Source organism: Halobacteriovorax sp. (assembly GCF_048381875.1).
Classification (GTDB): Bacteria; Bdellovibrionota; Bacteriovoracia; order Bacteriovoracales; family Bacteriovoracaceae; genus Halobacteriovorax_A; species Halobacteriovorax_A vibrionivorans.
Map to the genome: position 1 here is coordinate 79,212 of NZ_JBLXBP010000003.1, position 12,363 is coordinate 91,574.

Genomic DNA, 12,363 nt, shown 5'->3' on the forward strand with positions numbered 1-12,363 from the left:
TCAGGTCAAATTTTAAACCTATCCTATTTTGTAGGTGATTACTTTAGTGATTATATGGAGCTATTAGAAGAGCACAAGATTCCTTTTAAAAGAATTATTGTGGAATCAGAGGCACCGGTTAAAGAGAATGCACGCTTCATTAAATCAAAGTTAGATAAGATTAAAGGGCCACTACTTATTATAAGTCACTCTAAAGGTGGTCTTGAATTTCTAGAAGTTTTAATAAACCATCCAGAAGTGAAAGATCGCGTAGTGGGTTGGGTGACAATGCAATCTCCGTTTCGTGGATCAGTTCTTGCTGATTACTTTATTGATGGAACAGTGACGAAAACGTTAATTGGCTGGGCCTTCTACCTTCTTGGTGGTGACATTAGTGGAATGCAGTCTGTAGGTACGGCCGAAAGAAAAAAGTATATGAGTGAGCATCGAGAAGAAGTCATGAAGGTTCTAGGCGATGTTAACTTTTTACAATTCATTACCTTTATTGATGCTCAAGATGGGCGAGAGTCTCTTTTAGAATCAAGCCGTAATTATATTTATAATCGTGTCGGTCGAAATGATGGAATGGTGGATATTCAATCTGCTCTTTTTAAGGATGAACAATATATTATCGTTAATGATGTTGATCATCTGATTACTGTCTTAGATCAAGAACGATTAGATTTTTATAAAGATGGAAATAAGTCTTGGGACTTTGATCGTATTAAGCACTTTCGTGCTTTAATTCAACTTATTTTAGAGAAGAAAATTTAATATCACCTAGAACCTTAGCTCGACAGGCCATTCTAATTTTACCTTCTTCAACTTCTGGATGCTCACCAGCTATTGCATCAATTGTGTTTTGCTCAATGATACCTGGTTTTTTCATGTTTTCTTTTCCCTCAATGATCTGTATACGACATGAGCCACAAGAGCCACTCAAGCATCCATGAGGTAAAGTCTTGCCTTGATCTTGAAGTGCGTCAAAGATACTTTGATTTTCATCGATCGTAAATTCAGTACTTTGCCCATTCTCATCGATTAGTGACGCTTTGTGCATACAGTTTTTATCCTTGAAAGTTTATTGTTCTTTTCACTATTGTAGCACTATTTTAAGCAATTTAAATTGCCATGAAATTTCGGGTAATTATTGCAATCAATTAAGGAGATTAAGCATGCCTAGTTTTGAGAGACTATACAAAGATGGACACGAAGAAGTTATCTTTTTCAGTGACCCAAGTTGTAACCTAAAGGCAATCGTTGCGATTCATAACACAGTTTTAGGACCAGCTCTTGGTGGAACTAGAATGTGGCCATATAATTCAGAAGAAGAAGCAATCAATGATGTATTAAGACTTTCAAAAGGGATGACTTATAAAGCAGCTGTTTCTGGTCTAAACCTTGGTGGTGGAAAGGCCGTAATTATTGGTGATCCAGAAAAGGATAAGTCAGAAGCTCTTTTCCGTTCATACGGACGTTTCCTAGAGTCTTTAAATGGACGTTATATTACAGCAGAAGATGTAAATATTGGTGTTGATGATATTGAGCACGTATTTACTGAAACAAATAATGTAGCAGGTGTTGCTGAAATTCATGGTGGTTCAGGTAACCCTTCTCCATGGACAGCTCGCGGTGTTTTCAGAGGTATCGAAGCAGCTTGTATGAAAGTTTACGGAGACCGTTCACCAAAAGGTAAAGTTGTTGCGCTTCAAGGTGCTGGATCAGTTGGTCGCTACCTAGGTGAGTACTTATACAATGAAGGTGCAGAAGTTTACGTTTGTGATATCAATGAAAAGAACCTTGAACTTTTCAAAGAAAAAGTTCCAAATGCAAAGGTTGTAGGAATTGATGAAATCTACGATGTGAAGATGGATATCTATGCTCCATGTGCACTTGGTGCAACTATCAATGATGAAACGATTGAGCGTCTAAATTGTAAGATCGTTGCTGGTGCTGCAAATAACCAACTTGCAGAAAATCGTCACGGAAAAATCCTTAAAGAAAAAGGAATCCTATACGCTCCAGATTACCTAATCAATGCTGGTGGTCTAATGAACGTTTCAATTGAATTTGAAGGTTGGTCAGAAGATAAGGCAATCAGAATGGTTGATACAATCTATGATACAACTATGAAGATTTTCGAAATTTCTGAAGAACAAGATATTCCAGTTTATCAAGCAACTGATATCCTTGCAGAATCAAGAATTGAATCAATTAAGAATATCCAAGGGAAGTTCCTAGGTCACGTAGGACACCGTTTTCCTGGTAGAAAGAAGCGCTAGCGTCATTGACTGGCTAAGGCCAGTCTATTGGACGCTAGGCTAGCTCCCATTGCAATGAAATAAAGAAATATATTCAACAAGCCTGCATTTATGCAGGCTTTGTTGCCTCAGGAGCAATGGGAAAGCTATTGAAATGAGAATCGATAGATATTTTTCGATATAAGGGCCCGTTTTTACGGGCCTTTTTTGTTTATGTCGGCATCTTGTGCCACGAGTTAATATTAAGGTCTTCTTAAGGTAAAATTAACTCCGTGAAGAAGTTGATTTTATTACTCCTATTAATTCACTCAAGTATTTATGCAATACAATTTGAGGATGCTGTCTTTCCAGAGATTGTCACTTCATCTCGTGCCCTTGCCATGGGAAATGCATTTATTGCAAAAGTAGATGATGCATCCGCTGCTTTCTATAACCCAGCAGGTCTTGGAACATATCGTGGAAAACACTTCCACCTTTCAAATTTTCAATTTGAAACCAATAAGGGCTGGATGGAGACTCTCTTTGGTGGAGATGTAACTGGTAACGCCGGTGATATTTTTGATGCACTATCGCTTGAGGGTGCAAGAAAACTTCTCAATCAAAATAAGGGAACAGTTTCACATAGTCGTTTCCAAATGATGCCAAACTTCTCAACTCGCTATTTCTCTATGGGATATGTCTATGCTGTTCAACAACGAGCTTTTATTGGTGATCAAGCTGGTGACCAATTTGAATATGCACAAAGAACTGATCACGGTCCATACGCAGCTTTTAACTTTTCACTCTTTGGTGGAATCGTAAAAATAGGTGCTACCGCAACTTATCTATTTAGAAAGGAAGCAATCGGGACAGCTGATCCAGCGGTTGCACTAGATCTACCTGATACGGCCTACAACCAAGGTAAAATGTTATTTTTTACTACTGGTTTTCGCTTAACTCTTCCATACACATTTCTCCCAACTCTTGCCATCACTTCACATAATACAGGTGGTACAAGTTTTGAGCAGACCGGAGGTCCAGCAGCACCAGCTGATATCAAACAAACTTTTGACTTAGGACTTTCGCTTACACCTCAAATAGGTAGAACGATGCGTGTTCACATGGAATTAAATTATAAAGATGCGCTAGGTGAGTACTCGAATGTCGACACTATTAGAAAGCTTGGACTTGGTTTAGAGTTTGATTTACGTCGTATTTTCTATTTCCGTTTAGGTTACGGTGACGGTTTTGGTTCCGGAGGAATTGGGATTAGAACGCGAAAAATGGAGTTTGATCTCTCAACTTATGCTGTTGATACAACAGATTCAGACTTCAGAGGACAGGTCGATCGCCGATATGTGCTAGGAATCTCTAGTGGTTTTTAAAGTTAATCTTCTAAATACCTGAAATTTGTCAAAACTTATATTCTATTTTAATGCACAGCATGTGCACCTTTTGCACTAAAATTGGTAAGCTAGCCCCACTTAAAAAGGGGCGTTAAATGCTTGATAAAACTGCAAAAGGATCAACTGTGGGATCTAACAAATTAGATAAGAAAAAAGAGATTATTAAAAAGTACAATCTTTCAAAAGAGGATCTAACTTGGATGCTTCGTAATGTTTTCGTTTCAAGAAAGCTAGACGATGCTGAGATCACAATGAAGAAACAATCAACAGCTTTCTTCCAAATCTCTGGAGCGGGACACGAAGGTGTTTTAACAGCTCTTGCAAAAGTTCTAAAGCCTGCTCACGATTGGTTTATTCCTTACTACCGAGATAGAGCACTATGTACAGGTCTTGGTGTAACTCCATATGAAATGCTTTGCCAAGCAAATGGTAACATTGGAGATACAGCAACTCATGGCCGTCAGATGCCAGCTCACTGGGGGAATGTAAAACTAAATATCGTTCAAAAGTCTTCATGTACTGGAACTCAATTTCTACAGGCATGTGGTGTTGCTGAAGCAGGACTTGCTCTTAAAGAATTAAAAGAAAAACATAATTACGATACATCAAAATTCTTAGTTGAAGATGCTGAAGTTGTTTATACTTCATGTGGTGATGGAACGATTGCTCAAGGTGAGTTCTGGGAAGGTCTAACAACAGCTTGTGCTAATAAACTTCCTGTTCTTTTCCACGTTGAAGATAATGGTTATGCCATTTCAACAATTACTTCTAAGCAAACTCCAGGTGGATCAATCTCTAAAGCTCTAGATGAATTTCCTGGTTTAAAGATTATTGAATGTGACGGTAATTGTCCTATTGAATCTTATAAGGCCGCTGAAAAAGCAGCAAAGCATATTAGAGAAGGAAAGGGGCCAGTTCTTCTTCACTCTCATGTAACTCGTCCATACTCACACTCTCTTTCTGATGATCAGTCAATGTATCGTACAAAAGATGAGCTTGCTGAAGAAAAGCAAATCGACGTATTTAACTCTTACCCAAAGACTCTTATTGAGCTTGGTGTAATGACTGAGAAAGAAGTTAACGATCTTCTTGAAGAAGTAACGATTGATGTAAGACGTGCAATGAAAGAAGCTGTTGATACTGAATGGCCAGCTCCTGAATCTGCACTTGATCACTTATATTCTCACGATGTTGATCCAACTTCATCGGATTTTGAAACTGAAGGTTCATTTGAAGGAAAAACAGATATTCCAATGGCATCAGCAATTAATGCTGTTCTTCGCTCTGAGTTTTCTAAGAACCCACTTCTAAGAATGTTTGGAGAAGACGTTGCCGATTTCTCTGATCTAGAAAAATTAAAAGATCCAGAACTAAAAGGTAAAGGTGGTGTATTTAAGGTATCTTCAGGTGTTCAAAGAGCATCTTTAGAAGGACAAGTATTTAACTCACCACTAGCAGAAGCAAATATCATCGGTCGTGCAATTGGTATGGCAATGAGAGGTCTTAAGCCTGTTGTTGAAATTCAATTCTTCGATTATATCTGGACTGCTTATATGCAACTTAAGAATGAGATGGCGACGACTCGCTACCGTTCAGGTGGAGACTTTAAGTGTCCAATGGTTGTACGTGTTCCAATCGGTGGATACCTAAGAGGTGGATCGATTTATCACTCTCAATGTGGAGAGTCACTATTTACTCACGTTCCAGGTATTAGAGTTGTCTTCCCATCTAATGCGGCGGACGCAGCTGGGCTTTTAAGAACTGCAATTAGATCAGATGATCCAGTTATGTTCCTAGAGCACAAGCACCTTTACTACCAAGGTTATAACCGTACTGCAGATCCAGGTGAAGAATATATGATTCCATTTGGTAAGGCCCGTGTCGCAAAAGAAGGAGCGGACGCAACTGTTGTTGCTTGGGGTGCATTAGTTCAAAAATCAATTGATGCCGCTAAGAAAGTCGAATCTGAAACTGGTAAGACGATTGAGGTTATTGACCTTAGAACTCTTGCTCCATTTGATATGGATTCAATTAAGAAGTCACTTGAAAAAACTAATCGTCTTCTTATTTGTCACGAAGAAACGAAAACTTCAGGCTTTGCTGGTGAAATCGCTGCATGTGTTAACGAAGAATGTTTTGAAGCACTTGATGCTCCAATCCTTCGTGTTGCTGCAAAAGACTCTCACGTTGCATATTGTCCAACTTCAGAAGATTATATTCTTCCACAAGTTTCAGACGTATACGAACAACTTAATAAACTTCTAAGTTATTAAAATAAAGGCCAGCTCTTATGATTGAATTCTTAAATGATAAGAGCTGGCTAACTTACCTTAAAGACGAATTCCAAAAAGATTATATGCGTGAACTTTCTGAATTTTTAAATTCAGAAGATGGTGAGATCTTTCCTAAAAGAGAAGAGCTCTTTTCAGCATTAAATTTAACTCCTCTAGAAAAAGTTAAAGTCGTTATTCTTGGTCAGGATCCATATCACGGTGAAGGGCAGGCCCATGGTTTAAGCTTTTCTGTAAATAAAGGTGTAAAAATTCCACCTTCTCTTAGAAATATTTACAAAGAATTAAATGAAGATCTGGGAGTCGAGGTACCTGAGCATGGATTTCTTGAAGAATGGGCAAAGGAAGGCGTTCTGCTACTTAACAATTGTTTAAGTGTTAGAAAAGCACAGGCAGGATCTCATCAGAAAAAAGGGTGGGAGAAGTTTACTGCCAAAATTATTGAAGTGATTAATGAGCAATGTGAAAATGTAGTCTTTATTCTTTGGGGCTCTCCTGCACAAAAGAAGGGCAAGAATATTGATGAGTCTAAGCACTTAGTTCTTAAATCTGTTCACCCATCTCCTCTTTCTTCTTATCGCGGCTTCTTTGGCTCAAAACCATTTTCAAAGGCCAATGCCTATCTCATTGAGAATGATTTGAAGCCCGTCTCTTGGGAAATCACTAATTAGTCCAATAGTAATTAGGGCCAATGAATAATTTTTAGATTTCCTTGTGTAAATTATTATACCAATTAAGATTAAGAAGTTTACATGGATAAATCCTATACTATTTGCGATATCAAAACAAAATTCAACGAGTTTTGTATAGATTATTATTAATACCTCTGAATAATTCCATATTTTAATGAAGAAGAGATTTAAAAATAGAATGGGATAAACCAAAGTGAATAGACTTGTTAAAAGAGGAGAGAGAATTACTGATGCGGGATAAATAACACCCGAGAACTTATGGGCGATAAAAAGTTGAGCAACAAAAAAGAGTAAGTACATCTTATATACTCGAAAGTCTTTAATTGAAAAAATTAATGCTAGAAATAATGTACTTAAGTAAAAAGAAAGATGGCCAAAGCGGTATGTTCCGAAAAGAAAATCCGTTATAAGAAAAAAGATGAATATCTGCATTTTCGTATAATTTGTTTTTCTAATATCATTTAAAATAAAGAAACTTCTTAATAGGGCAACTCTTCGAAAAGAGTAATATCCTGGTAGAAAGAAATAAAAGATAAAACACATCACAAGCTCTATGAATTGAGTTGGTCTCTTAAACCTCCTTCTGATTAAAAAGAAAATTAGAAATAAAGAAGAAAGATGAAGTCCGGATGGTGTCATCAAGTGCATAAGATTCAAATGTGACAGTCGCTTTTTTAATTTTTTATCAAGTCCCCATTTCTGACCAGTTATAACTGAGCGATAGAAGTAGAAATTTCTCTTTTCTTTAAATGACTTCTTTATTTTGCTTGGAAGCTTAATTTTGGGTGCAGGGCGGTATGATCTGTAATTAAATTGATTAGTTAGTGGATTGATAAAGAGAAATGCAGCTAGAAAGATAATATTGAAACGCATTGCAGCTTTATATGGAAGAAATCTCTAAATATCAGCTGAAACTCATCTTTTGAGAGTTTTTTTTCTAAAATGAAAATGGTAGAAATTATTTCTACGGAGTTAATTATGACAAATCTACTTATAAACAAAGCATTGCAAGAATCTATCGCGGACTATTTCAAAGAAGATGATTTATCACGTAATCTTAATTATATTCAATCGCTTCCAAGTGATGAAGTACAGTGTCGCTTAAAAATCAAAGATGACATGATTCTATGTGGCCTTCCTTACTTTGTAGAGTCATTCAATTATCTTGGAGCTAATTTAAAATATGAAGATTTTAAAAAATATGAAGGACGTCAGTATCAAAAAGATGAGATGGCCGAAATTCATTTCACTCTTCCATTTTCCATCGCTCTAACAGGGGAGAGGATTGCCTTAAACTTAATTCAGAGGGCCTCATCAATAGCAACATATACGAATAAATTTGCTGTCATGGCAAAAGGTAGTGGCGTAAAGATTCTTGATACAAGAAAAACTCTTCCAGGTTATCGCGCTCTTGAGAAATACGCTGTTGTAACTGGTGGTGGTAATAATCATCGATTTGGTCAAAGTGACATGTGGATGGTTAAAGATAATCATAAGTCTTTCTTTGGTGGTGTAAAAGAGGCCATCGACTTTTTTAAGTCAAAGAATTCTTTCTATACTCCTATCGAAGTTGAGATTCATGATCTTTCTGAGCTTAAGTTAGCGCTTAATGAAGGCGTAAAACATATTATGCTTGATAACTTCTCTCCAGATGAAATTAGAGAGGCAGTAAAAGAAAAACCTTCGGATGTTACTTTTGAAGTATCTGGTGGAGTGAGATTAAATACTCTTGAAAAATATCTAATTGAAGGAGTGGATGCAATAAGCATTGGTGCACTTACTTACGATGCTCCTGCAGTTGATCTCTCTCTTAAATATAGTAGGGGCTAAATTTGGACAATTACGATTTTGATGTACTTATTCTAGGTTGTGGAATTGCTGGCCTTGCAACAGCTGCAAAGCTTGCAGGAGAGCATTTAAAAGTCGGTATTGTTACTCGTGCCAGAGACCCACAGGTATCAAATACATTTTGGGCCCAAGGTGGAATAATCTATCCAAAAGGTGATGATCAAGCTTTATTTGATGATATTCAAATTGCTTCTTCAAATACATCAAACCCACTTGCCATCGCAACCCTTCAAGAACATGGAAAGAATGCGATTGATGAGCTGCTATTAGAAATGGCCAAGGTTAACTTTGAAAAAGATTGTGAGAATAATCTAAAATACACAAAAGAAGCCGCCCATTCTATTGAAAGAATACTCTACCGTGGAGATTATACTGGAAAAGAAATTCAAATAAGTCTTCTAAACCTTTTAAAAGATAATGAGCGTTATCCAACGGTAAGATTTTTGGAGGCTCATACTGCAATTGATCTTATTACAGCATCCCATCATGGAATTACCATCTCTCAAAGATATGAAGAAAGAAAAATCTTAGGTGCTTACCTTTTAAATCAAGAAAAAGGTAACGTAGTAAAGGCCATGGCAAAGAAGACTGTATTAGCAACAGGTGGAGTTGGGGCTTTATATTTACATCACTCTAACTCTGGAGCTAGTCGAGGTGATGGTATCGCAATGGCAAAAAGAGCTGGAGCCGATATTATTGATATGGAATTTATTCAATTTCATCCCACAACTTTTTATGACTCTTCTTCTCATGGACGTTTCTTAGTATCTGAAGCAGTAAGAGGAGAAGGTGGAATTCTGGTTAATTGTAATGGCGAAAGATTCATGGGGAAGTATCATCCTGAAATGGAGCTAGCACCACGTGATGTTGTGGCCCGCTCTATCATGGAAGAGACAATTGAGACACGCCATGAATGTGTTTACCTGGATATCTCACACAAAGAAGATACTTGGATTAAAGAGCGTTTTCCAACGATTTATAAGCACTGTCTTGAACACGGTGTTGATATGACAAATGAGCCAATTCCTGTTGTTCCTGCCGCTCACTATACATGTGGTGGGGTAAAGATCGATATGAAGGGACAAACTTCAATTAAAAACTTATATGCAGTTGGAGAGGTTTCTTGCTCAGGTCTACATGGTGCAAACCGACTAGCATCAACTTCTCTTTTAGAAGGCCTTACATGGGGATACCTTGCGGCCATGGATATTAAAGAGACTGTTAAAAATGAAGATTTATATTCTCATTTACAAATAAAAGATTGGCGTGAAGAATATGCTTCAATTGATAAGGCCCTTGTCCAGCAAGATTGGATGACTCTGAAACTTACCATGTGGAATTATGTTGGACTTTCAAGAACAACTAATCGTCTTAAAAGAGCGGTTGCAATGTTTAATGAAATTAACGATGAAGTTTCACGCTTTTATCGAAGTTGTAAATTAGATGATAGCTTAATTGGTTTAAGAAATGCTATTGAGGTATCGACGATGATCGTAAAGTCGTCGATGCGTAATAAAGAATCAATTGGTTGCTTTTACAGAAAGCTCTAAATAAAAAAAAGAAGGCCAACACCTATGAGAGAGAGTTGGCCGAAGAGCAATTATTAGTTGCGAGATTACCTACGCTAAAACATCCTCTGTTTTATACTCGGTTGTGATATGTCGTCTCAATTTAGATTTGCGGCTGGCCGTATTTTCCTTGAGACTTTAGATATAAACACCATTGCCAGCTAAATATTAAAGTTAAAAATTATGCTGCTGATTTAATGAAGTTAATGAGATTTGTCCCCCATTGCTTCGGTGAAGATGTTAATGCTTGTTCAAAGCTTAAAACTGCTTCAACTTCTTCTTTTATTTCTTCGATATTTTGTGTTTCTTCAAAAATATCGTATTGATTGCGGTCTCCATCTTTAATGACCTTAAAAGTTACAAGATCAAATTCACATTCCTCAATACTTGAGCCTTTTAAAGTGGAATACTTCCATGTATTCCCAACAAGTCTGCTACTTTCAAAATTGCAATCTTCAATATGTGAAAATTCGAAGGTGCAATTTTCAAATACACAGTTGATAAATTTGCACTGTTTTATTTTTGACCCAAAAAAAGTGCAAGACTTGAAGTGAACAGCGACAAAAGTAGTTTGAGAGAAGAGAGAACCAGATACGGTTAAGTTACTTAAATCACTTGATTTTACTACCTCATTTTCAATCACTTCAAATTGTCCATTTGTGAAGTCTGATAGTTTCTCTGGCATAATGAAGTTTGTTAATGTGGCCATGTGATCCCCCCAAGCCTTGCTTAATTAGTGGATTTGTTCATCCACAATGCAATAATAGCGGTAATTGACTAATTGCGTCAAGCAATAAAATTGCATCAAGAAATAAAAATTAAATCCGATAATGATATTAAGGACTTTTGAGGTGATTTTTTTTAGGACCTCAATTGCACGTAATCGAAATATCAGGCACTTGCATGATGTTTCAAATTGCAAGGAGAATTTCATGTCGGAATTTAACAAAGACAAACTAGATGATTACCTAGGGATTATTAGGAAATACATGCAGGTTCGTGGCCCAATGACTCAAAAAGAGTTGGCCGAAGCAACTGGGCTTGGTGTTTCAACGATTTCACGCTTTCTATCAATGAAGACAACGGAGATAAACCCTCAAGTAGTAGCAAAAATAACTGCGGAGCTTGAGATTCCACTTCATGAAATGATTGATTTTGTCGAAGAGCATTTTACAGATCACTTCATTAGACTTGTTAAGTTCTATAAGGGTGATGAAAAGAAAGAGCAACCAGCAGCACAAGCTCAATCAGCACCGGAACAACCAAGGGAAGAAGAAATACCTACTGGAAGTTTTGAAGATGCTCTTGTTGATACATTAAAAACTGGTTCAACAGGTAATGCTCAAATGAATGCCAATGCTAGAGTAAAAATTGGTGGTAAAACGAGAACGATGCCATTTATGGCCGATACAAGTAATGAAGATATGCTAAAGCAAAGAATGGCAGAGCTAACGCCAAGACAAAAAGCTTATGTAGCAGATTTTTTAAGCTTAGATATTGATGCTCGTGATTTAATTGTTGATTTAGGAAATGATTTATTTCGTTATTTCAGACAAAGGGGAATGATTGCTTAAGAGATTAACTCTCGCATTCTTACTTACCCAGTCAGTGCTCTCCTTGCCTGATACGGTAGAATTCGTCTTCATCTCTCCTGCGGCATCTAATAAGACGACGTTATTAGATTCAAAAATAATCAATTATAGAAAAGTAGCTCAAAACGAAAAAGAAAATTGTGTTCCAATGGGTGAAGGATGTTTTGATCCTCAGAAAGGCTATATCCAAAATGATAAAGCTGTCGATTATGTTGATCAAGAATATGGAAAAGTTAATAAAAAGGTTGAAGTTGAAAATACAATTGAATCAAATATGATTCGCTGTACTGGTGCCTACTTTGATATCTTTTGTGGAAAGGCAAAGAAAGTTGAAGAGAAACCAAAGTCAAAATATGAAATATGGATTGATACAAGTGCTTCTTTAAGACGTGCTGATTGGTCTAAGTCCGGGGATACTTGTTATCGTCGAAGCTTCGTCTCAAGACTATCACATTCTTGTCCATTAACGATTAAGGCCTTTGATTCATCCCTTAAAGAAATTGCTAATGATCTCTACCTTTGCCAAACTAAAGGTGGAAATAATACAAAGAAAATTATTCGCTGGGTAAAGAATTCAAATGCGAAACATCTCTTTGTATTAACAGACATTGATGAAGCAAATGGGGAACTTACTGATTTTCTAAGTAATATCGGAGCAAAGGTACATGGCGTTGGAACGAAGCCATTTTATCCAGAAGATCTATTTAGATTAGCAGATAATTTAAAAGCAACTTGTCAAAAATAGTA

The 12,363-nt window shown here is 36.8% G+C and carries 12 protein-coding genes; 9 read left to right on the plus strand and 3 right to left on the minus strand.

Annotated elements, in window-relative coordinates; genetic code table 11:
* The first annotated feature begins 54 nt into the window (after positions 1-54).
* Entirely contained in the window at positions 55-753 is a 699-nt protein-coding gene (locus ACN5L8_RS08910; RefSeq protein ID WP_114705798.1) for a hypothetical protein, read from the plus strand.
* Here the strand turns inward: ACN5L8_RS08910 and ACN5L8_RS08915 are convergent.
* Positions 731-1,039 (minus strand): 2Fe-2S iron-sulfur cluster binding domain-containing protein, encoded by a 309-nt coding sequence (locus ACN5L8_RS08915; RefSeq protein ID WP_114705797.1) that lies wholly within the window; start codon positions 1,037-1,039, stop codon positions 731-733. The two genes, ACN5L8_RS08910 and ACN5L8_RS08915, sit on opposite strands and share 23 nt — an antisense overlap.
* A gap of 115 nt (positions 1,040-1,154) precedes the next feature.
* Between ACN5L8_RS08915 and ACN5L8_RS08920 the strand changes: the two genes are divergently transcribed.
* The 4 genes from ACN5L8_RS08920 (at position 1,155) to ung (ending at position 6,587) form a co-directional block, all read left to right on the plus strand.
* On the plus strand, positions 1,155-2,261 hold the full coding sequence (locus tag ACN5L8_RS08920) for a Glu/Leu/Phe/Val dehydrogenase dimerization domain-containing protein (RefSeq protein WP_114705796.1): 1,107 nt from the start codon (positions 1,155-1,157) through the stop codon (positions 2,259-2,261).
* Between the two features lie 251 nt (positions 2,262-2,512).
* On the plus strand, positions 2,513-3,604 hold the full coding sequence (locus ACN5L8_RS08925; protein ID WP_334677894.1) for a hypothetical protein: 1,092 nt from the start codon (positions 2,513-2,515) through the stop codon (positions 3,602-3,604).
* 116 nt (positions 3,605-3,720) lie between these two features.
* Positions 3,721-5,898 (plus strand): alpha-ketoacid dehydrogenase subunit alpha/beta, encoded by a 2,178-nt coding sequence (locus ACN5L8_RS08930; protein ID WP_114705794.1) that lies wholly within the window; start codon positions 3,721-3,723, stop codon positions 5,896-5,898.
* A 17-nt stretch (positions 5,899-5,915) separates the two neighbouring features.
* Positions 5,916-6,587 carry a uracil-DNA glycosylase gene (gene ung, locus ACN5L8_RS08935; RefSeq protein ID WP_419172845.1) on the plus strand — a complete coding sequence of 224 codons (672 nt, stop codon included), beginning with the start codon at positions 5,916-5,918 and terminating at the stop codon, positions 6,585-6,587.
* Here the strand turns inward: ung and ACN5L8_RS08940 are convergent.
* On the minus strand, positions 6,522-7,481 hold the full coding sequence (locus tag ACN5L8_RS08940) for a ComEC/Rec2 family competence protein (RefSeq protein WP_419172846.1): 960 nt from the start codon (positions 7,479-7,481) through the stop codon (positions 6,522-6,524). The two genes, ung and ACN5L8_RS08940, sit on opposite strands and share 66 nt — an antisense overlap.
* Positions 7,482-7,586: 105 nt before the next feature.
* Between ACN5L8_RS08940 and nadC the strand changes: the two genes are divergently transcribed.
* A complete protein-coding gene (gene nadC, locus ACN5L8_RS08945; protein WP_419172847.1) occupies positions 7,587-8,438 on the plus strand; it encodes a carboxylating nicotinate-nucleotide diphosphorylase in 852 nt (283 codons plus the stop codon).
* Between the two features lie 2 nt (positions 8,439-8,440).
* On the plus strand, positions 8,441-10,006 hold the full coding sequence (gene nadB / locus ACN5L8_RS08950; protein ID WP_114705790.1) for an L-aspartate oxidase: 1,566 nt from the start codon (positions 8,441-8,443) through the stop codon (positions 10,004-10,006).
* Positions 10,007-10,205: 199 nt separating this feature from the next.
* Here the strand turns inward: nadB and ACN5L8_RS08955 are convergent, their stop codons facing one another.
* Positions 10,206-10,733 (minus strand): pentapeptide repeat-containing protein, encoded by a 528-nt coding sequence (locus ACN5L8_RS08955; protein ID WP_419172848.1) that lies wholly within the window; start codon positions 10,731-10,733, stop codon positions 10,206-10,208.
* A gap of 223 nt (positions 10,734-10,956) precedes the next feature.
* Between ACN5L8_RS08955 and ACN5L8_RS08960 the strand changes: the two genes are divergently transcribed.
* Positions 10,957-11,598: a helix-turn-helix domain-containing protein gene (locus tag ACN5L8_RS08960; protein ID WP_419172849.1), complete on the plus strand. Its 642-nt coding sequence runs from the start codon at positions 10,957-10,959 to the stop codon at positions 11,596-11,598.
* Positions 11,591-12,361, plus strand: a complete 771-nt coding sequence (locus tag ACN5L8_RS08965; RefSeq protein ID WP_412473867.1) for a hypothetical protein — start codon at positions 11,591-11,593, stop codon at positions 12,359-12,361. The genes ACN5L8_RS08960 and ACN5L8_RS08965 overlap by 8 nt, the downstream gene beginning before the upstream one ends.
* Positions 12,362-12,363 lie beyond the last annotated feature (2 nt).

Bases quoted from the DNA above. Each gene is read 5' to 3' on its own strand.
- ACN5L8_RS08910 (WP_114705798.1), top strand. From the start codon at position 55: ATGGAGCTATTAGAAGAGCACAAGATTCCTTTTAAAAGAATTATTGTG.
- ACN5L8_RS08915 (WP_114705797.1), bottom strand. From the start codon at position 1,039: ATGCACAAAGCGTCACTAATCGATGAGAATGGGCAAAGTACTGAATTT.
- ACN5L8_RS08920 (WP_114705796.1), top strand. From the start codon at position 1,155: ATGCCTAGTTTTGAGAGACTATACAAAGATGGACACGAAGAAGTTATC.
- ACN5L8_RS08930 (WP_114705794.1), top strand. From the start codon at position 3,721: ATGCTTGATAAAACTGCAAAAGGATCAACTGTGGGATCTAACAAATTA.
- ung (WP_419172845.1), top strand. From the start codon at position 5,916: ATGATTGAATTCTTAAATGATAAGAGCTGGCTAACTTACCTTAAAGAC.
- ACN5L8_RS08940 (WP_419172846.1), bottom strand. From the start codon at position 7,481: ATGCGTTTCAATATTATCTTTCTAGCTGCATTTCTCTTTATCAATCCA.
- nadC (WP_419172847.1), top strand. From the start codon at position 7,587: ATGACAAATCTACTTATAAACAAAGCATTGCAAGAATCTATCGCGGAC.
- ACN5L8_RS08955 (WP_419172848.1), bottom strand. From the start codon at position 10,733: ATGGCCACATTAACAAACTTCATTATGCCAGAGAAACTATCAGACTTC.
- ACN5L8_RS08960 (WP_419172849.1), top strand. From the start codon at position 10,957: ATGTCGGAATTTAACAAAGACAAACTAGATGATTACCTAGGGATTATT.